This window comes from Cellulomonas septica, assembly GCF_012396155.1.
GTDB classification, from domain to species: domain Bacteria; phylum Actinomycetota; class Actinomycetes; order Actinomycetales; family Cellulomonadaceae; genus Cellulomonas; species Cellulomonas septica.
This window is the reverse complement of sequence record NZ_JAAXOY010000008.1, coordinates 1-19102: the sequence shown is the minus strand read 5'-3', so window position 1 is coordinate 19102 and position 19102 is coordinate 1. Positions and strand designations below refer to the sequence as shown.

17 protein-coding genes and 1 tRNA gene are annotated in these 19102 nt (G+C 71.3%); 8 read left to right on the top strand and 10 right to left on the bottom strand.

What is annotated here, in order from left to right; all coding sequences use genetic code 11:
- Nucleotides 1-30: 30 nt before the first annotated feature.
- Nucleotides 31-1155: a flavin-containing monooxygenase gene (locus tag HGA02_RS01375; protein WP_168676777.1), complete on the bottom strand. Its 1125-nt coding sequence runs from the start codon at nucleotides 1153-1155 to the stop codon at nucleotides 31-33.
- Between the two features lie 244 nt (nucleotides 1156-1399).
- On the opposite strand from HGA02_RS01375, the gene HGA02_RS01370 reads away from it, so the two are divergent.
- Nucleotides 1400-1597, top strand: a complete 198-nt coding sequence (locus HGA02_RS01370; RefSeq protein WP_168676773.1) for a hypothetical protein — start codon at nucleotides 1400-1402, stop codon at nucleotides 1595-1597.
- A 94-nt stretch (nucleotides 1598-1691) separates the two neighbouring features.
- Here the strand turns inward: HGA02_RS01370 and HGA02_RS01365 are convergent, their stop codons facing one another.
- From HGA02_RS01365 to HGA02_RS01335, 7 genes are all read right to left on the bottom strand, one after another.
- Entirely contained in the window at nucleotides 1692-2249 is a 558-nt protein-coding gene (locus HGA02_RS01365) for a hypothetical protein (protein WP_168676771.1), read from the bottom strand.
- A gap of 78 nt (nucleotides 2250-2327) precedes the next feature.
- Entirely contained in the window at nucleotides 2328-4367 is a 2040-nt protein-coding gene (locus tag HGA02_RS01360; RefSeq protein ID WP_168676768.1) for a DUF1565 domain-containing protein, read from the bottom strand.
- A gap of 73 nt (nucleotides 4368-4440) precedes the next feature.
- Complete coding sequence (locus tag HGA02_RS01355; RefSeq protein ID WP_246247283.1) at nucleotides 4441-4986, bottom strand: DUF624 domain-containing protein; 546 nt, start codon at nucleotides 4984-4986, stop codon at nucleotides 4441-4443.
- 154 nt (nucleotides 4987-5140) lie between these two features.
- On the bottom strand, nucleotides 5141-6103 hold the full coding sequence (locus HGA02_RS01350; protein ID WP_168676766.1) for a carbohydrate ABC transporter permease: 963 nt from the start codon (nucleotides 6101-6103) through the stop codon (nucleotides 5141-5143).
- 9 nt (nucleotides 6104-6112) lie between these two features.
- Nucleotides 6113-7165 carry an ABC transporter permease gene (locus HGA02_RS01345; protein ID WP_168676764.1) on the bottom strand — a complete coding sequence of 351 codons (1053 nt, stop codon included), beginning with the start codon at nucleotides 7163-7165 and terminating at the stop codon, nucleotides 6113-6115.
- 88 nt (nucleotides 7166-7253) lie between these two features.
- Nucleotides 7254-8963 carry an extracellular solute-binding protein gene (locus tag HGA02_RS01340; protein ID WP_168676760.1) on the bottom strand — a complete coding sequence of 570 codons (1710 nt, stop codon included), beginning with the start codon at nucleotides 8961-8963 and terminating at the stop codon, nucleotides 7254-7256.
- A gap of 121 nt (nucleotides 8964-9084) precedes the next feature.
- Nucleotides 9085-9339 carry a hypothetical protein gene (locus tag HGA02_RS01335; protein WP_168676726.1) on the bottom strand — a complete coding sequence of 85 codons (255 nt, stop codon included), beginning with the start codon at nucleotides 9337-9339 and terminating at the stop codon, nucleotides 9085-9087.
- On the opposite strand from HGA02_RS01335, the gene HGA02_RS01330 reads away from it, so the two are divergent.
- The 5 genes from HGA02_RS01330 to HGA02_RS01310 all read left to right on the top strand — a co-directional run bounded on the left by HGA02_RS01330 (nucleotide 9338) and on the right by HGA02_RS01310 (nucleotide 16274).
- Nucleotides 9338-10297 carry a LacI family DNA-binding transcriptional regulator gene (locus tag HGA02_RS01330; RefSeq protein ID WP_246247277.1) on the top strand — a complete coding sequence of 320 codons (960 nt, stop codon included), beginning with the start codon at nucleotides 9338-9340 and terminating at the stop codon, nucleotides 10295-10297. The genes HGA02_RS01335 and HGA02_RS01330 overlap by 2 nt on opposite strands.
- A 64-nt stretch (nucleotides 10298-10361) precedes the next feature.
- The gene (locus tag HGA02_RS01325) at nucleotides 10362-11906 is read left to right on the top strand and encodes an alpha-L-arabinofuranosidase C-terminal domain-containing protein (RefSeq protein ID WP_168676749.1); all 1545 of its coding nucleotides are present in this window, start codon (nucleotides 10362-10364) and stop codon (nucleotides 11904-11906) included.
- Entirely contained in the window at nucleotides 11903-13537 is a 1635-nt protein-coding gene (locus tag HGA02_RS01320) for a glycoside hydrolase family 43 protein (protein ID WP_168676745.1), read from the top strand. The genes HGA02_RS01325 and HGA02_RS01320 overlap by 4 nt, the downstream gene beginning before the upstream one ends.
- Nucleotides 13538-13548: 11 nt before the next feature.
- Nucleotides 13549-14529, top strand: coding sequence for an alpha/beta hydrolase fold domain-containing protein (locus HGA02_RS01315; RefSeq protein ID WP_168676741.1), 981 nt, complete (start codon nucleotides 13549-13551; stop codon nucleotides 14527-14529).
- Between the two features lie 80 nt (nucleotides 14530-14609).
- Nucleotides 14610-16274: a GH39 family glycosyl hydrolase gene (locus HGA02_RS01310; protein ID WP_168676737.1), complete on the top strand. Its 1665-nt coding sequence runs from the start codon at nucleotides 14610-14612 to the stop codon at nucleotides 16272-16274.
- A 201-nt stretch (nucleotides 16275-16475) separates the two neighbouring features.
- On the opposite strand, the gene HGA02_RS01305 is transcribed toward HGA02_RS01310, so the two are convergent.
- Nucleotides 16476-17033, bottom strand: a complete 558-nt coding sequence (locus HGA02_RS01305) for a hypothetical protein (protein ID WP_168676733.1) — start codon at nucleotides 17031-17033, stop codon at nucleotides 16476-16478.
- Nucleotides 17034-17141: 108 nt separating this feature from the next.
- On the opposite strand from HGA02_RS01305, the gene HGA02_RS01300 reads away from it, so the two are divergent.
- Nucleotides 17142-17441: a hypothetical protein gene (locus HGA02_RS01300; protein WP_168676730.1), complete on the top strand. Its 300-nt coding sequence runs from the start codon at nucleotides 17142-17144 to the stop codon at nucleotides 17439-17441.
- Nucleotides 17442-17532: 91 nt separating this feature from the next.
- Here HGA02_RS01300 and HGA02_RS01295 read toward each other — a convergent pair.
- Nucleotides 17533-17615, bottom strand: a tRNA-Leu gene (locus HGA02_RS01295).
- Between the two features lie 154 nt (nucleotides 17616-17769).
- On the opposite strand from HGA02_RS01295, the gene HGA02_RS01290 reads away from it, so the two are divergent.
- Nucleotides 17770-18996 (top strand): AI-2E family transporter, encoded by a 1227-nt coding sequence (locus tag HGA02_RS01290; protein WP_168676729.1) that lies wholly within the window; start codon nucleotides 17770-17772, stop codon nucleotides 18994-18996.
- The last annotated feature ends 106 nt before the right edge of the window (nucleotides 18997-19102 follow it).

Sequence of the window (19102 nt, the reverse complement as noted above, 5' to 3'; positions counted from 1 at the left end):
CCCGCACCACGCGGCGGCGCGCGGCGACGGTCAGCCGCGCGAGCGTGCCACCGCCCGCGCGATGCGCTCGGCGTCGATGCGCAGCTCGCGGAACATGCCGCTGATGGGGTTGGTGTAGCCGGTGAAGTACAGGCCCGGCCGTGCCGGACGCGGGCCGTGCGCGCGCGGCAGGCCGCGCTCGTCGAGCACGCCGAGGTGGCCGACGAGCGGTTCGAGTCCGCGCCGGTAGCCGGTCGCCGCGATCACGACGTCCGGCTCGACGCGGGTCCCGTCGGCGAGCACGACCTTGCTGCCCTCGAACGACTCGACAGCAGCCACCGGCTCGATCGCTCCCGACTGCACGCCGGCGATCAGGCCGACGTCCTGCAGGGGCACCGAGCCCTCGTGCACCCGCGAGTACAGCCCCGTCGTCGGCCTCGGCAGGCCGTGCGCCGACAGGTCCGGCACCTCGACGCGGGCGATCAGGCGGGCGGTCGCGTCGACGAGCGGCACGGGCAGGTGCCGCACGACGATTCCCGTGCCCTGCGCGGGCCAGCCGAGGTTGGAGCGGCGGACGATGTGGGGCGGCGTCCGGACGGCGAGCCGCACGCGCCCCGCGCCGCCCTCGACGAGGTCGACCGCGATCTCCGCGCCCGTGTTCCCGACGCCCACGACGAGCACGTCACGGCCCACGTACGGCCGCGGGTTCCGGTACGACGACGCATGCACCACCTCGCCCGGGAAGTCCTCGACGCCCGGCCACGCGGGCGGCACCGGGGTGTGGTTGTAGCCGGTCGCGACGACGACGGCGCTGCCCTCGACCGTGTCGCCGTCGGCCGTCCGGAGGCGCCAGCGGTCGTCCGCGGGCTCGACGCGGGCCACCTCGACACCGGTCCGGACGTCGAGCCGGTGGTGGGCCGCGTACTGCTCGAGGTACCGGACGACGTCGTCGCGCGCGACCCACCGCCCGTACGCGCGCGGGATCGGCAGCCCCGGGAGCGACGACCAGCGGCGCGTGGTGTGCAGGTGCAGCCGGTCGTAGTGGCCCCGCCACGACGCCGCGACCGACGACGACCTCTCCACGACGAGCGCGTCGATCCCGCGCGCCCGCAGCGCGGCGGCGGCGGCGAGCCCTCCGGGCCCCGCACCGACCACCAGAACCGGACCTGCCGTCATCCGTCGACCTCCTCGTCGCGCCCCGGGCGGCTCAGCGTTCCACGCGGGGGGTCGGCCCCGCCAGACCCATCCGGACGGTTGTCCAGGTTCCGTCCGGCGCGCGGCGGACGGCCGATCCGTGCCCGTCCTCGCCGTCGCCCCGCGCTCCGGGTGCCGGACGTCACGTCGTGCCGCATGCTGTGCGAGCCGACACCGACGTCGGCGGGGGCCGGCACCGACGCCGGACGGAGCAGGACGGTCGACGATGACGAACCCGCGCACCATCGCCCTCGGGGCACTCGCCCTCGCCGCTGCGGCGCTGCTCGTGACGCTCGTCGCGTCGAGCGCGTCCCTCTGGACGTCCTGGCCCGGTGCCGTCGTCCGCTACGGCGGCTTCGTCGCCGCCGCTGCGGGTCTCTACGCCCTGGCCGCCCGATGGGACCGCCGCACAGCCCACGACTGAGCGCGCTCGGGGCGGACGACGCGCCGCTCCGTCGCGACACCGACGGCGCTCCCCCGTGCATCGGCACGGCGGCGCCGTGGCGCAGCCGTGCCGGTCAGCCGGGCGTCGGCGCCCAGGTGATCGGACCCGCGGCTCCAGCCGCGCTGCGCGGCTGGACGTCGAGCACCACCTGGTCACCCAGGTCGACCGTGACGGGCGCACTCTCGTCGACGTCGTCCGGGACGCCGACCACGGACGTCGTCGGGACGAAGTCCATCGTGCACGGCCCCTGCGACGTGGCTGCGACGGTCACCGTGAGCGTGCCGCCCGCGACCGTCGCCTCGGGCTCCGTGACGATCGGGCACGTGCTCGAGCCGAACGTGATCACGTAGAGCAGGCCGTCGTCGGGCGCCCAGCCCGCACCCGGCGACCCGGAGTCGTCGGGTGGGGTGACGCCCTCCGGGAGCCCGGACCCCGTGACGCCCGCCTCGAGGACGGCGTCCTGGATCGCCTGGGGTGACGCCTCCGTCGTGGTGCTCGCGGACGGGGACCTGCTCGTCGCCTCGCCCTCGGGCTCACCACCGCTCGAGGTGGCGCAGGAGCACACCGTCGCCATCACGACGACGGCGGCGCTGCTCGCGGCTGCTGCACGACGGACCGCCCCCAGTCCCATGGCCCCGACCCTACCGCCGCGAACCCTCCTGTCCACCGGTCGGCCTCGTCGGGTCCCCGCAGTCGTCCCGCGACCCGTCTACCGCCGGCGCGCCGGGCCCGGTGCGGCGAGGAACCGCGTCCCGGGCGTCGCGGCGGCGAACGGCCCCGGCACGACCGTGTCCCGTGGGATCCCGAAGACGTCGGTGATGAGGTCCAGGTCGGACCCGTCGGGGTCGGTCCACGGCATCTCGGCCTGATAGCTGGTCCCGAGCCGGGCGGTCGTCACCGGGGCGACGACGTCGATGCCGCCCGCGTCGTCCACGTCGACCCGGACGGTCCCCGCCTCGGCGTCGACCACGCTGACGCGCACCGGCGACGTGCCGACCACGAGGGCCGTGGTCTCCGCGCGGAACGGCTCGGCGCCCTCCGCGTAGAGGTTGCCCTCGACCCAGACCGGGAGCCGCGGCCCCGCCAGGTCGCTGCCCTGCTCGTGCGGGTACTCCTGCGGCGTCGGGTAGGCGTCGTACTGCGACGTGCCCACGGGCGTCGGCACGAAGGTCGCCCGCCCGGGCACGCCGTCCATGTCGACCGCGCCGGACCAGAAGCTGGCGAGCGCCGGTTCCGCCTCCGCGTCGGACCCGGCGTCGTCGCCGGTGGCGCGGTCACCGACGAAGACGTTGTTGTAGAACCGGTCGTCGCCGCCGAGGATGTTCGAGACGCCGTAGACGGCCGTCGCGTGCGGGAGGTGGTACGGCGTGTACCGCTGGTGCTCGGTGCAGTTCGCGATACGCCCCGCGACGTAGTTGTGCACGTACGCTCCGCCGGTGGACATGTCCTTGACCGCCCACGGCGAGAGGAAGAGGTTCGAGTCCACGAGGTACGGGCCGTGGCACACCTCGACCATGAAGTCCTCGGCGGTCGAGGCGTAGAGCACGTTGCGCCGCACCAGCGTGCCCTGGGCCTGCCAGTCCAGCCACAGCGCGCGGTGCGTGTGGTGGATCGTGTTGCCGCTGATCACGGTGTCGATCGCGGCGTGCAGCTTGATCCCGGCCACCTCGGCGCCGTGCCACTGCCGCTTCACGTGGATGCGCGAGATGTGGTTGTCGGCGATCGTCGAGAACGCCGCCCCCAGGTGCCCGACGACGCCGGCCTGCTCGCAGTCCCGGATCGTGTTGCGGCGCACGGTGTGGGAGCCGACGTGGTCCCGGTGCCAGGGGTGCGGCTCGCCTGCGGCCGGCCCGCCCAAGGCCAGCGCGCGCTGGATGACCTCGCGCTCGCGCTGCGTGCCGCCCTTCGCGCCGTCCGGCCCCGCCGCCGCCTCGTTCTGCCCGGTGCTGGCCTCCTTGCCGAGCGAGACGCCGACGTTCTTCGAGTCGGTGATCGTGTTGTCCTCGATCACCCAGCCGGTCGACCAGTGCGGGCCGATCAGGCCCTCCTGCAGCGCGGTGGGCGGAGCCCACTGCGTCGCGGCCTTCGTCAGGGTGAACCCGCGCACGGTGATGTGGTCGACGCCCGTCGCAGAGGGCCAGAAGACGAACGTGCGCGCGTTGATCTCGATCTCGTGCGCCGCCGGGTCGGCGCCACCGAAGTTCGCCCAGATCGTCGTGACGTCGTCGCCCACCTCGCAGTACCAGGTCAGCAGCGAGCCCTCGGGGTCGAACGAGTCCGCGGTGACCTCGGGGCGCTCGACGCCGCCGAGCGTCAGCGCCTCGTACATCGACTTCCCGTCGAGGTACACCTCCCCCGTGTGCCAGGTGTTGACCCGGTCGAAGAACCAGTCCCCGCCGATGCGCTCCGCGTACGGGTTGCGCGCCCCGAACAGGGAGTTCGGCACCTCCGCGACCCAGACGCGGCCCTCGGCGCCCGGGTGGGGCCGCCAGTCGGTGACCACCTCGGCCCCGGAGATCGTGACGGGCTCGAAGCGCCCGTCGGAGCCCACCGCGGCCTGGTAGGTGATCGGCGCGTCGACCGTGCCGCCACGCGGGGGGTTCACCCACTCCCGGTACACGCCTTCGTGCACCGCGACGGTGTCGCCCGGCAGCGCCGCCTGCGCAGCCCTGGTGATGGTCCGGAACGGGGCCTCGGCCGACCCGTCGGCCAGGTCGGAGCCGGTGACGGCGACGTGCAGGAGGGTCACGACAGGGGCCTTTCGTCGATCACGGGAGTCGTGGGGTGGTGCCGGGCGTGGTGGGGTCCGTGGCCGCGGTGCGTCAGACCTCTGCCTCCTCGGGCTCCGGCCGCACGTACCCCCGGGCGACGAAGAACCGCTCGAGCAGGTAGCACCACCACACGAGGACCAGGCCGGGGACCACGAGCACCGCGATCGGGAAGTTCCAGAGGGCGACGCCCCCGAGGACCACGGCGATCCCGAGCAGGAACGTCAGGCTGGGCGTCGTCAGCCCCAACGTGAGCCCGTTGCGCACCTGGCGCCAGGTCGGGTTGGTGAAGCGGGCGACGAGGGGCAGGCACCAGAAGACCAGGAGCAGGAGGAAGAGCCCGACGACCAGGAGCGGCACCAGGACCTCGGCGAGCCCGGACGTGGGCAGGTAGGAGAGGGCGACGACGCCGGCGGCCGCGACCGGGACGGCCAGCAGCCCGACGACGGTCGCCTGCCGCCAGCTCTGCCGCCAGGCTCTCGCCGCGACGGCCAGCAGGGCCCCGTCCTTGCCCAGGACGTACCGGCGGCAGACCTCGTAGGCGACGACCGTGCCCGCTCCTGCCGTCACGACGAGGCCGACGCTCACGAGCCAGAACAGGCTGACCAGGATGACGGAGCCGAGCGAGTCGAGCGCGCGCCACAGCCACGACGCGGGGTTGTAACGGAAGATGGTCGGTGCCTCTCGGTGTGCGCGGTGGCGGGTCGACGCGGACGGGACCGAGCCTCCCGCCGCAGGCGGGAGGCCGACGCCGTCAGCCCTTCACGGAGCCGATCATGAGACCGGACACGAAGTGCTTCTGCAGGAACGGGTAGACGAGCAGGATCGGCACGGCCGCCACCATCGTGATCGCCGACCGCAGCGCGATCGGGGTGGTGAGCTGCCCGCCGCTCCCCACGGAGGCCGCGTTGCCCGCGACGTTCGCGGAGTTCGCGCCGGCGTTCATCGAGCTCGCCAGCAGCTTCTGCAGCTCGTACTGCAGGGTGGACAACGCCTGGTCGCCCGAGTTGTACAGCAGGGTGTCCAGCCAGGCGTTCCAGCTGCCGACCGCGACGAACAGACCCACCACGGCCAGCGCGGGCTTGCACAGCGGCATGATGATCTGCCACCACGTGCGGAACTCCCCCGCCCCGTCGACGCGTGCCGACTCGGTGATCTCGTCGGGGATCGACTTCATGTACGTGCGCAGGATGATCAGGTTGAACGCGCTGATGATGACCGGCACCCAGTAGGCCTGGAAGCTGTTCAGCATGCCCAGGTCCTTGATGAGCAGGTAGTTGGGGATGAGCCCGGCGTCGAAGTACAGGGTCAGCACGAAGATCAGGGTGATCGGGCGACGGAAGATGAACTCCCTGCGGCTGAGCGCGTACGCGAGCATCGAGGTGAAGAACAGGTTCGTCGCCACGACCACGACGGTCTTGAGGACGCTCATGAAGAACGCCTGGTAGATCGTGTTCATGTTGAGCACGACCTCGTAGTTCTTCAGCGAGAAGACCCGGGGCCAGATGCCGATCCCGCCACGGACGGCGTCCATGCCGTCGTTCAGGGAGATGGCGAGCGTGTTCAGCAGCGGGTAGACCATGAGCGTCGCGAGCGCCAGGAGGAACGTGGTGTTCAGCGTCGTGAAGATGACGCGCTCGGCCGTCCACCGGTGACGCGGTGACCTGCTCCGCGGTGCGCGCCGAGGGAGCGACTTCGGGGCGATGGTGCTTGTCATGACGTCCTCCTAGACCAGCGTCTCTTGGTTCAGGCGCTTGGCCGCCAGGTTCGCCGAGCCCACCAGGATGATGGCGACGACGGTCTTGAAGATGCCCGCGACGACGGCGAGGTCGTAGTTGCCGAGCTGGTAGCCGTAGCGCAGCACGAAGACGTCGATGGTCTCGGCCCGCTCGGAGATCAGCCCGTTGCCGAGGAAGTACGGCAGCTCGAAGTTCGTGGACAGGATCCAGCCGGCGTTGATGATGAGCAGCACGACGATCGTGGGCCGGATCCCGGGCAGCGTGATGTTCCACATCTTGCGGTAGCGGCCGGCCCCGTCGACCTCGGCGGCCTCGTACAGGCTGGGGTCGATCGCGGTGATCGCGGCCAGGTAGAGGATCGTGTTCCAGCCCAGCTCCTTCCACAGGCTCGTCCCGGCGACGATCCCCCAGAAGTGGTTCGGCTCGGTGAGGAACAGGACCGGTTCCTGGACGAGACCCACGCTCAGGAGGGCCTGGTTGATGAACCCGCCCGACGACGGCAGCGACAGCGCCACCGACGCCAGGCTGGCCACGATCACCCAGCTGAGGAAGTGGGGCATGTACGTGATGTTCTGCATGATCCGCTTGAACGGGGCGTTCTTGACCTCGTTGAGCAGCAGCGCCAGGACGATGGCCCCCAGGGTCCCGACGACCAGGGTCAGGACCGACTGACCCACCGTGTTGATCACGACCCGGCGGAAGCGTTCACCGTTGACGCCGGTGAACAGGTCGACGAAGTTCTCGAAGCCGACCCACTCCTGGTTCCAGATGCTGCCGCGACCCGGCTTGTAGTCCTGGAAGGCGATCGCCCAGCCGTAGACCGGGACGTACTTGAACAGGATCTGGTACATCAGCAGCGGGACCGCCATCGCGAGCAGGACCCGCTGCGCCCAGATCCTGTCCCAGGTGATCTTGCGCCGGGGCTCCTTCGGCGTTCGCGTCCGGGCCTTGCGGCGTGGAGCGCGCGAGCCGCTCGCGGGCTCCTGGGCCGGTTCGAGCCCGGTGGCGGCCACAAGCGTGGTGACCGTGGTGTCCGTCATCTGTCCAACCTCGTCGTCGCCGGGCGGTGGGTCGTCGTCGAGGACGCGTGGTGAGGGTGCACCCCCCACCACGCGTCCTCGCGGACTGCTACCAGTTCTCCAGACGGTCCTGGATGCCGGCGTTGATGGCGTCCTCGTAGACCTCGACGTCGATCTTCTTGATCGTGTCGACGTAGGCCTTCCAGCCCGCCTCGAACTCGGCGGGGTCACCGGCGATGATCTTCGGCAGGTTCTGGACGTTGGCGTCGGTCAGCTGCTGGTTGACCTCGTTGGCCTCGTCGGAGAGCGTGATGTTCCACGCCGGGTAGTACTTCGGGTTCTCCGGCTGCGGGTTCATGAACTCGAGCCAGGTCTTCTTGCCGTACTTCTCCATGACGCCTCGGTCGTACTCGGTCAGCGTCGCGAAGAACTCGGCGGGCTGGTCGTCGGGGCTGTAGGCGTTGCCGTCGGAGAACTGGCCGTTGTGCTTGGGCAGCACGTCGAGCAGCGCCTCGAGACGGTTGGAGGCACGCCAGGTGAGGTCGCGCGCGTTGGCCCGCTGCTCCTCGGTGCGCGTGAACATCCCGTCCTCGCCGACCTGGTAGTCCTCGCCCTCGACGCCCCACGAGAGCACCTTCTGCCAGGGCTCGCTGAGCATCAGGTCGAGGAACTTCATCGCCTTCTCCGGCTGCTTGCTGGAGACGGAGATGCCGAAGCCCTGGTTGGTGTTCATCACGGGGCGGTCGGCGTACCAGGGCTCCGCGCCGTCGTAGACGGGCATGAGCGGCACGTAGGTGTACTCGTCCTTGCCGGCGCTGCGCAGCGAGTCGGTGGCGGTCTGGAAGTTCCAGCCCTGGTCGTGCATGCCGAGGACGGCGCCGGTGGCGAGCTTCGCGGTGTACTGGTCGAACGTCAGGGTGAAGGACTCGCGGTCGACGACACCCGCCTTGTACTGCTCGTTGAGGGCCTGGTAGAAGTCCTTCGCGATGTCCTTGTCGGCGTAGATCTCCGCGTGGTCGTCGTCGTCGACGATGACGCCACCGTTGTTCGGGGAGCCGGCCAGCAGCGCGGGCGGGTTGGTCATGCCCCACTCACGGCCCGTTGACGCGAGGACCTCGAAGCCGACCGTCGGGGCGCCGTCGGTCTGCGGGTTCTTCGCCTTGTAGTTCGCGATGAGCTCGAAGTAGCGGTCGAGCGTCATGTTGCTGAGGTCCGGCCAGCCGGCGTCCTCGAGCACGCGCTTCTGGATCCAGAACGCGGGACCGTAGTAGGTGCCGCCCGTGACCTCGCCGTAGAAGCGGTTGTAGTTCGGGAAGATGTACAGGCCCGGGTCCACCTCCTCGCCCGAGTAGCTCATCTTCTTGATGTCGTCCTCGACGTGCGTGGCGAGGTTGGGGTAGTCCCCGCTCTCCAGCATGTCGTCCAGACGCAGGAGCGCGCCGCCCTCGAGGAGACGCATCTTCAGGTCGGTGGTGCCGACGAGGTCGGGGTACTCGCCGCCCGCGAGCATGACGCCGATCTTCTGGTCCACGGCGTCCGGCGTGACGATCTCGTACTTCAGGGTGACGCCGAGGTTCTCCTCGAGCAGCTTCGTGATCTTGTTGTCGGGGGCCGGGGCCTGCGAGGCCGTCGTGATCCAGGTCGTGAGGGTCGTCGGGTTGCTGGGGGTGAGCGTCCCCGACTGGTCCGCGAGCTCCCCCTCGGGGATGACGACGTCCTTCGGGTCCTCGTCGGGGGCGTCAGAGGTACATCCGACCAGTCCGGCCGACACTGCGGCGACCAGGACAAGAGCTGACAACTTCGTTCTAGCGGTACGCACCGAGGTCTCTCCCTTGAGAACAGTTCCGGTCGTCCTTGACGGGAACCCGTGCACATCGGACGCGAGTTCGGGCTTGGCGTCCTCATCCCGGCGGGATTTTAGCGTTAAAGTAGAGACGCGCTCACGAGCCGTCAAGCCCCTCGCGCATCTCGGAATGGTCACGGCCGCGTCCCGGCGACGGCACGCCGAGGCGCGATCGACGCCGCCCGACCAGGGCCTTGCCGTCGACGGTTTTATCGATATATTGAGCGCCCTCGGCGAGGTGGCCGGGCCCTCCGGGTCTGACGAGCGCACGCTGGACTCGCAACGTCGCGGACAGGAGGATGCGCATGGTGCGGATGGCGGACGTGGCCCGCGCGGCCGGCGTCTCGGTCATGACCGTGTCGAACGTCCTCAACGAGCGCCTCCCCGTCGGCGAGCCGACGCGGGCCCGCGTCATGGCGGCCGTCGAGGCCCTCGGGTACGAGGTCAACCTGACGGCGCGCCACCTGCGGGCCGGACGGACCGACACCGTCGCCTTCGTCGTCCCGAGCTTCCACGACTACTTCGGCGAGCTCGCCGACCACCTGGCCCCGCTGGTCGAGGCCGAGGGGCGTCACCTCGTCCTGGAACGGACGAGCGCCAACGCGGAGCAGGAGATGGAGGCGCTGAGCGTCGCGCGGCTCCAGATCTACGACGGCGTCCTGCTGTCCGTCGCCGGTCTCGACCTGGAGCAGCTGCGGCGCGTGCGCACCGCCAAGCCGATCGTGCTGCTGGGCGAGCGCGACGTCCCCGACCACCTCAACCACGTGCGCCTCGCGAACGAGTCGGGTGCGCACCTCGCCACCGCGCACCTCATCGAGCGCGGGTCGCGTCGCGTCGTCGCGCTCGGGTGCTCGTTCGACGGCGCCCACATGATGACCACGGACCGCCGCGCCGGATGGGAGCACGCGTACCGCGACGCCGGCCTCACCGCCGACCCGGCGTACGTCGTGCCCGTCAGCGACTACACGTCGCTCGGCGGTCGCGACGCGATGCTCGACTTCATCGCGTCGGGGCTGCCCTTCGACGGGGTCTTCGCGGTGACCGACATCGTCGCGCTCGGGGCACTGTCGGCCCTCGCGGACAGCGGGTTGCGGGTGCCCGACGACGTCCAGCTCGCCGGGTTCGACAACCTCGACATGTCGCACTTCATCCCGCCGGGCATCACGTCGGTCGACGCCAACCACGAGGGCGTGGCCGAGGCGGCGGTCGGTCTGCTGCACCGCCAGATGTCGGGCTGGACCGGACCCGCCGAGCACGTCGTCGCACCCGTCCGCCTCGTGGTGCGTGGTTCCACCCGCGGCGGCGCCTAGCCGCACGCGCGCGAGCGGCTCTCGCGTCACCCACGTCGTCACCCGGTCAGAGGAGACCCACCCCGTGAGCACCCTCGTGCCCCCGCCTGCCCGCACCACAGCGATCATCGACCTCGACCTGCCCGGTGCCACGATCAGCCGGCACGTGTACGGGCACTTCGCGGAGCACCTGGGCCGGTGCGTCTACGGCGGGTTCTGGGTCGGTGAGGACTCCCCCGTCCCGCACGTGCGCGGCATCCGGTCCGACGTCGTCGCCGCCCTGCGGGACCTGCACATCCCGAACCTGCGCTGGCCGGGCGGCTGCTTCGCCGACGACTACCACTGGCGTGACGGGATCGGCCCGCGCGACCAGCGGCCCCGGATGGTCAACTCGCACTGGGGTGACGTCGTCGAGGACAACGCGTTCGGCACCCACGAGTTCATGGACCTGTGCGAGCTGCTCGGCGCGGACCCCTACGTGTCGGGGAACGTCGGGTCCGGCAGCGTGGCGGAGATGTCGGACTGGGTCGAGTACCTGACCCGTGCGGACGACTCGCCGATGGCGGCGCTGCGCCGCGCGAACGGTCGTGACGAGCCGTGGCGGGTGCCGTTCTTGGGGTTGGGCAACGAGGCGTGGGGGTGCGGCGGGCACCTGCGTGCGGAGCAGTTCGCGTCGTTGGCCCGGCAGTACGCCACGTACGCGCGCGACCACGGCGGAAACGCGCTGTACCGGATCGCGGCCGGCGCGAACGAGTCGGACCTGCACTGGACCGAGACACTGATGCGGTCCTTCGACGACCTGGCCGCCGACCCGGCCGAGCCAGCCCGGCCGTTCCAGGCCCTGTCGCTGCACTACTACACGATGTCGGGCTCGTGGGGCGACAAGGGCGACGCCACCGGCTTCAGCACGGACGAGTGGTACACGACGATGGTCCGGGCCCGCCGCATGGAGGAGCTGCTCACCCGCCACTCGACGGTGATGGACCGGTACGACCCGCACCGCAAGGTCGGCCTGGTCGTCGACGAGTGGGGCACCTGGTGGAACGTCGAGAAGGGCACGAACCCCGGGTTCCTGTACCAGCAGAACACGCTGCGCGACGCGCTGGTCGCGTCGGTGCACCTCGACGCGTTCCACCGGCACGCCGAGCGGGTCGTGATGGCGAACATCGCGCAGACGGTCAACGTGCTGCAGGCGATGATCCTCACCGACCCGGACACCGGCGCACTGGTGCTCACCCCGACGTACCACGTGTTCGCGATGAACCGCGGGCACCACGACGCCGCCGCGCTCGCCGTGCACCTGCGCGGCGTCGAGACCCGGACCGTCGACGGGACCGAGCTGCCGCTCGTCTCGGCGTCCGCGTCGGTCAAGGGCGACACGGCGCTGGTCTCGTTGTCGAACCTCGACGCCGACGCTGCCCGCACGGTCGTGCTCGACCTGCGCGGCCGCGACGTCGTCGGGCACGAGGCGCGCGTGCTGACCGCGGCCGCCCTGGACGCGCACAACACCCCGGAGCAGCTCGACGCCGTCCGGCCGACCGCGCACGACGGCGTGCGGCCCCACGCGCGCGGGCTCGAGGTCGACCTCCCCGCCCACTCCTACGTCACCGTCGGTCTCGGCCTCCGTTGAGCGGACCTGACCACGGGGCGCCCACCGTCGCCCACCCGGTCGTCTTCGCGGACGTCCCCGACCCGGACGTCGTCCACGACGGTCGCTCGTACTACATGGTCAGCACGACCATGTACTTCGCGCCGAGCGTGCCGATCATGCGCTCGGACGACCTGGTGCGCTGGTCGATCGCCGGCTACACCGGCCCGATCCTCGACGAGACGGACGCGCTCGCCCTGCGCGACGGGCAGAACGCGTACGGGCGGGGCACCTGGGCCGCGAGCATCCGGTACCACGAGGGCACGTACTACGTCTCGGTCGGCAGCCTGACGACCGGCAAGACGTACGTCTACGCGACGCCGAGCATCGAGCACGGGCCGTGGACCCGGTCGGTCCTCGACGGCTACGCGCACGACCAGTCGCTCCTGTTCGACGACGGGGACGTGTGGGTCGTGTACGGCGCCGGGGTGATCGACCTGCGCCGGCTCGCACGCGACGACAACGGGACGTTCGTCTGGGACGGCCCGCCGACGCGGCTCGTCGAGGACGCCGCCGTCGACCAGACCAGCGGGCTCCCCGCGGAGGGTGCGCACGCCTACAGGATCGGCGACCACTACTACGTCTTCATGATCCAGTGGCCGACGGGCGGGATCCGCCAGGAGGTCGTCTGGCGGTCGACGTCGCTGACGCCGCAGTCCGAGGGCGGGACCTGGGAGGGCAGGGTCGTCCTCAGCCAGGCGGTCACGGTCGCAGGGCGCCCGGGCGACGGCGTCGCCCAGGGCGGCGTCGTCCAGGCGGCCGACGGGCGGTGGTACGCGATGCTCTTCCAGGACGAGGGGCCGCTCGGGCGCTCGCCCCAGCTGGTACGCGTGACGTGGGACGAGGACGGCTGGCCGGTCTACGCGCTCGACGCCACGACCGTCTCCGCAGGGGCGCCGGCGGCGGGAGCGACGGGCCTCCTCGTCTCGGACGACTTCGACAACCGGCCCACGCCGGCCGGCTACTGGAACGCCGCCGATGCCGGTGCGCTGACGACGTCGGACGAGAACGCCTGGAACGGGTCGAGCCTGGGGTTGACGTGGCAGTGGAACCACAACCCGGACCACCGGTTCTGGTCGCTCACCGACCGGCCCGGCCACCTGCGGCTGACCACGGGCAGCATCGCGTCGGGCCTCCTCGACGCCCGCAACACGCTCACGCAGCGCACGTACGGGCCTGCGAGCGCCGCGGCGATCTCGCTGGACGTCTCCGCGATGGTGGACGGCGACGTCGCCGGGCTGTCCGCGCTCCAGCAGAAGTACGGGTACGTGGCGGTCGAGATGGCTGACGGCGCCCGCCGGCTCGTCATGCGCCGTGCCGACCGCAACGGCAGCGTCGCCTTCACCAGCGCTCCCGTGCCGCTGACGTCGGAGACGGTCCTGCTCCGGGTGGACGTGGACTTCCGGGACGCCGCCGACCGCGCCTCGTTCGCGTACTCGCTCGACGGTGCCGCGTGGACGCCGATCGGCGACGACCTGGCGATGGAGTACAGCCTCGACCACTTCACCGGGTACCGGTTCGCGATCTTCTGCTACGCCACGGCCGAGACCGGCGGGCACGTGGACGTCGACTGGTTCCGCGTCGGCGACGACATCGGAGGGATGCAGCGGTGACGAGAGGACTCGTGCCCGAGCTTGACGCGCGGCGGCACCTCGTCGAGGGGTTCGCGGACTTCACGCAGATCCCCGAGGGGGTCGTCGCGCGGTGGAAGGCACCGTTCGGGCCGCCCGAGGACTGGGACCTGACCGTCGTCGACCAGGCGGTCCCCGGCCCGCACGGCCCGGTGCCCGTGCGCGTCTACTCGCCGGTGGGCCCGCCGCCCGACGGCGGCCGACCGTGCCTGGTCTGGATGCACGGCGGCGCGTTCGCGTGGGGCGACCTCGACATGGCGGAGGCGCACGAGGTCGCCCGCGGCGTCGCCGGCCGCGCGGACGCCGTCGTTGTGTCGGTCGACTACCGCCTGTGCCCGGTGATGCCCGAGCTCGGCGGCACCGTCGGCGACCGCGTCGACGAGCGCGGCGAGCCCGTCCGGTTCCCCGTCCCGCAGGACGACTGCCGCGCCGTGCTCGACGCCGTGCGCGCGGAGCCGGCACGCCTCGGGGTCGACGCGGCCCGGGTCGCGATCGGTGGCGCGAGCGCGGGCGCCTTCCTCGCCGCGGCCGTGACCCTGCGCGCCGTCGAGGACGGCCAGGCGCCCTGGCAGACCGTGCTGGTGTACCCGATGCTGCACCCCCGGGTCCCGCCGCTCGGCGACGGTCCCGCGGAGGCCGTCTCGGCTGCTCCGTCCGCCCTCCAGCTCCCCGCGTGGATGATCGAGGCCACGAACCGCACGGTGCTCGGCCGCGAGCCCGAGCAGTCCGACGACGCGGCCTTCCCCGGCCTCGCGGCCCGTCTCGAGGGCTTCCCCCCGACCTACGTCGAGAACGCCGAGCTCGACCCGTTCCGTGCGAGCGGCGAGCTCTTCGGCACGCGCCTGCGCGCAGCGGGCGTCGACGTCGTCGAGGTGACCCGGGCGGGCGTGCCGCACGGCCACCTCGACTGGGTGGGGTTGGGGCCCGCGCGGGACACCCTGGACGCCGTCGCTCAGCGGCTCCGCACACCCTGACCCGACAGACGCAGTACCACCACGGTGCGGTGCCCGGCCGGGAGGGACCGGCGGCACCGCGTGGACCAGAGGAGATCCCCATGCCGAAGGAAGCGCACGCCCTCGACGAGCTGCGCGTGGACGGCAGGCCGCCGTCGGACGCGCCGCTGCACCACGTCTGGAACCGGTGCGTGGGTGCCGGCCGGGCCAACGAGGCGCTGCGCGCCGACTGGCAGGCCCACCTGCGCGAGGCCGTCGACGTGCTCGGGGTCCGCTCCGTGCGGTTCCACGGCCTGTTCCACGACGACATGTTCGTGTACCGCGCCACCTACGGCGGCGGCTTCGCGCCTCCGGAGGTGCTGCCCGAGCCGCCGATCACCTTCAGCTACGTCGACATGGTGTTCGACGCGATCCTCGACGCGGGCGCGCGCCCGTTCGTCGAGCTGGGGTTCATGCCCCGCGAGCTCGCCACGCAGACCGAGACGCTGTTCTGGTGGAAGGCGCACTGCAGCCCGCCCACCGACATGGCCGAGTGGGTCCGCCTGGTGAGCGAGACGGTGCGGCACTGGATCGAGCGGTACGGCCTCGACGAGGTGCGCCAGTGGCGGTTCGAGGTGTGGAACGAGCCCAACCTGGTCCCCCACTTCTGGACCGGCACCCGCACCGAGTACTTCGAGCTCTACGAGGCCACCGCGCGCGCCCTCAAGGCGATCGACCCGCAGCTCAAGGTGGGCGGCCCGTCGACGTCCGTGTTCGTGCCCGACGCCCGCTACGCCGGCGAGACCTACGACCGCGCGGCCGAGTTCGCCACCGGCCAGGCCCCGGACCCCGACGCGCTCGACTGGCAACCGGTCTGGGTCCGCGAGCTCGTCGACTGGTGCGCCGAGCGCGACCTCCCGCTCGACTTCCTCTCGACCCACCTCTACCCGACGGACTACGCGGCCGACGGGACCGGCAGCGGGTTCCGGGCCATCCACCGCCACGTCGACGCCACCGAGCAGGACCTGCGCCTCATGCAGGACCTCATCGCCGCGAGCCCCTACCCGGACGCCGAGCTGCACATCACCGAGTGGTCGAGCTCGCCGTCGAGCCGGGACCGCACGCACGACACCCTCTTCGCCGCGACGTACATCACGCGCGCGTTCCTCAAGGGCGCCGCGCTGGCGGACTCGATCTCCTACTGGACGTTCACCGACATCTTCGAGGAGGGCGGCGCCGGGCTCGGCCCGTTCCACGGCGGCTTCGGGTTCGTCAACGAGCAGGGCATCCACAAGCCCACGTTCCACGCCGTCGCGATGCTCAACCGCCTGGGCGACCGCGTCGTCCACCAGGACGAGCAGGGCGTCATCACGCGCTCGTCCGCCGACGGCCGCGTGTCCGCGGTGTTCCTCCACTACCCGGCCGAGATGGGCACCCGCGGCGTCGAGCAGCACGACTCCTACGCCGCGACACGCGCGTACCGGGAGATCGGGACGCCACGACGGGTCCGCCACACCGTCGCGGGTCTCGAGCCGGGGACCGTCTTCCAGGTCGAGGTGCTCGACTGGGAGCACGGCAACGCCGCCGAGGCGTGGCACCAGATGGGCAAGCCGCTCAACCTCACCCGCGCCCAGACAGCCGAGCTCAAGGCCGTCGCCGACGACCTGCACCGGTGGACCGTCACCGTCCCGGAGTCGGGCGTCCTCGAGCTCGACCTCGACCTGCCCGCCTGGGCCGTCGCCTCCGTCGCCCAGGCCAGTCCTGCGGCGGCCGTCGCGGGACGCTGACGCGTCGACCTGGGGCAGTCCGAGCTGCCGCAGACACACGAACGGGGGTATGGGGACCGTCGTCGGTGTCCGGTCGCAGCCCAAGGTTGACTTCGGGATGGATGCGCCGCGAAACGATCAAGCCGGCGGACGAACGCCTCATCATCCTCTGTTGTGTCCCGGCGCGCAGATCAGTCCTCTCCTGTCTGGGTGGTCATCGCCTCACGTAGCGGTGAGGTGCCGGTGACTGACCCTCGCGGCCAAGTCACCGCATGACGCTCCACCTGCGAAGGACGCGCCGAGGTCGAGACTGTCGCCGGCTGCGGTCCACGCCTTGCCATCAGCCAGCACCGCAACGGACTCCTCCCCTGCCGTCAGCCTCCACACTCCCGAGCCTGGGCACCCCTCGAGCTCGGCCGGGAGAAAGTCGAGCTCGCGTGCGGTGGCGGGAATGCCGTCCACGCTCACGCAGCGCACGTCCCACAGCTGATCGTCGAAGAGCCGAGCGGCCAGCACCGCGGCCATCGTGCGGTACATCACCGTTCGCCCGGGGTGGTTGACCGACGGCAGCGGCCCGCTGCGGCCGGCTACCTCGTCGACGAGGCGCCGCATCCATCCGGGACGTGTGGCCTGCGACAGCCGGCCGTGCAGCTGCTCACCGTCTGGGAGCACCACCCAGTCGATCATGGATTGCACGAGAACCTGGCGTTGCTCGTCGCCGACGTCGTACGCGATGCGCAGCCCGTCCTTGCCTGTGCTGGCGGGGTAGGTCTCGGTCACGACGGCTCCCGGAAGCCTCGCACTCAGGTCGGCCGCCAGCCGGAACGCTGCCGCCCGGATCACTCGGTCAACCTGTGGCACGTCCGCTCCGATCTCGACCGTGTGCTCATGATGCCTGCGGGTTCGGCCATCGCGCTCCCGAGCTGCGCCGACGACGACGGTGTCGCACAGGTCGAGGTGCTCGACTGGGAGCACGGCAACCTCGCCGAGGCGTGGCACCAGATGGGCGAACCGCTCAACCTCACCCGCGCCCAGACCGCCGAGCTCAAGGCCATCGCCGACGACCTGCACCGGTGGACCGTCACCATCCCGGAGTCGGGCGTCCTCGAGCTCGACCTCGACCTGTCCGCCTGGGCCGTCGCCTCCGTGGCCCAGGTCGATCCCCCGGCGACTGTCGGAGCACGTTGACGCGTCGGCCTGGCGCGGTTCGACCAGCCGCAGACACACGAACGGCTCCGAGCCGAAGCCCGGAGCCGTTCGTGTTCGCTGTCTCAACGAGTGTCCGGAGGGGGACTTGAACCCCCACGCCCTTTCGGGCACTAGCACCTCAAGCTAGCGCGTCTGCCATTCCGCCACCCGGACAGGTGGACCGTCCGGGGGCCCGTGGGCTCCCTCAGGTGCGGCAGAAAAGATAGCACGGTGCGGCGGCCGGGCATGCATCGGCCTCGGGGTGCAGACTGACGCCACAGGCGCGGGGCACCAGCGCCACGACCGAGTCCGACGTGGCGGGGGGTTCATGGCCGAGGCGACCGGCACCGGGAGCAAGGGGCTGACCGGCCCGAGCAACCCGGCGGCCCGCAAGGTGGCAGGAGCACGACGCAACCCCAGCGTGTACGGGGTCGAGCACACCGCGCCGCACTGGCTGCGCGTCATGGCGGGCGTGTCCTGGCGGCTGCTCGTCGTGCTCGCGGCCGTGGCGCTCGTGTTCTACGCCACGTCCCGCGTGCAGCTGCTGTTCGTCGCGGTGTTCCTCGCGTTCGTGTTCAGCGCGGTGCTGCGGCCGATCGTCGACTTCCTGTCGCGGTTCATGTGGCGCGGGCTCGCGACCGCGCTGTCGATCCTGGGCGGCATCCTGTTCTTCCTCGGGCTGCTCACCTACATCGGGTACTCGATCGCGAACCAGTGGAACGACCTCACGAAGCAGTTCAGCGACGGCATCTCGCAGATCACCGACTTCCTCGAGAGCGGCGCGCTGCCGTTCACGATCACGAACGACCAGATCGCCGAGTGGATCAGCAACGCCCAGAAGTGGGTGCAGGACCACGCCGGCGACCTCGCGTCGCAGGCCGCGGCCGGTGCCGGGTCGGTCGTCGAGATCTTCACCGCGCTCGCGCTCGCGATCTTCTGCACCGTGTTCTTCCTGGCGCGCGGGCAGGAGATGTGGACGTGGTTCCTCAACCAGCTGCCCACGCGGTTCCGCGAGACGTGGAAGGTCGCGGGCGGTGCCGGCTGGTACACGTTCTCCGGCTACACGCGCGGCACGGTGATCATCGCCGTCACCGACGGCCTGCTCGCGTTCATCCTCCTGACGATCCTCCAGGTGCCGCTGTCGGCGCCGCTCGCGGTGCTCGTCATGATCGGTGCGTTCATCCCGCTGGTCGGCGCGCCCGCGGCCATGATCATCGCGATGATCGTCGCGCTCGCCGCCAACGGGCTGTGGTCCGCGGCGATCGTCGGCATCGGCATCGCGCTCATCGGGCAGTTCGAGGGGCACATCCTGCAGCCGCTCGTCATGGGCAAGCAGGTGTCGCTGCATCCGGTCGTCGTCGCGCTCGCCGTGACCGCGGGGACGCTCACGGCCGGGATCCTCGGCGCCGTGATCGCGGTGCCGCTCGTGTCCGTCGTGTGGGCGATCTTCTCCCGGCTCCGCACGCTCGACCCGCCGATGGAGGAAGAAGAGGCCGACGACGAGGTGCGGCCCGCCACCGACGAGGACACCGCGAGCATGCCCGCGCACGGCTGACCGTCACGCACGGCTCACCGTCGATGGCGGGGCCCGTCGGCGCTGCCACACGAGCCCCGCGCCGGCGCCACCCGACGCGCGGTCGCTCCCCTTCGCGCGGCGAGGC

Bases quoted from the DNA above. Each gene is read 5' to 3' on its own strand.
- HGA02_RS01375 (WP_168676777.1), bottom strand. From the start codon at position 1,155: ATGACGGCAGGTCCGGTTCTGGTGGTCGGTGCGGGGCCCGGAGGGCTC.
- HGA02_RS01370 (WP_168676773.1), top strand. From the start codon at position 1,400: ATGACGAACCCGCGCACCATCGCCCTCGGGGCACTCGCCCTCGCCGCT.
- HGA02_RS01365 (WP_168676771.1), bottom strand. From the start codon at position 2,249: ATGGGACTGGGGGCGGTCCGTCGTGCAGCAGCCGCGAGCAGCGCCGCC.
- HGA02_RS01350 (WP_168676766.1), bottom strand. From the start codon at position 6,103: ATGACAAGCACCATCGCCCCGAAGTCGCTCCCTCGGCGCGCACCGCGG.
- HGA02_RS01345 (WP_168676764.1), bottom strand. From the start codon at position 7,165: ATGACGGACACCACGGTCACCACGCTTGTGGCCGCCACCGGGCTCGAA.
- HGA02_RS01330 (WP_246247277.1), top strand. From the start codon at position 9,338: ATGACCGTGTCGAACGTCCTCAACGAGCGCCTCCCCGTCGGCGAGCCG.
- HGA02_RS01335 (WP_168676726.1), bottom strand. From the start codon at position 9,339: ATGACCGAGACGCCGGCCGCGCGGGCCACGTCCGCCATCCGCACCATG.
- HGA02_RS01310 (WP_168676737.1), top strand. From the start codon at position 14,610: ATGCCGAAGGAAGCGCACGCCCTCGACGAGCTGCGCGTGGACGGCAGG.
- HGA02_RS01300 (WP_168676730.1), top strand. From the start codon at position 17,142: ATGATGCCTGCGGGTTCGGCCATCGCGCTCCCGAGCTGCGCCGACGAC.
- HGA02_RS01290 (WP_168676729.1), top strand. From the start codon at position 17,770: ATGGCCGAGGCGACCGGCACCGGGAGCAAGGGGCTGACCGGCCCGAGC.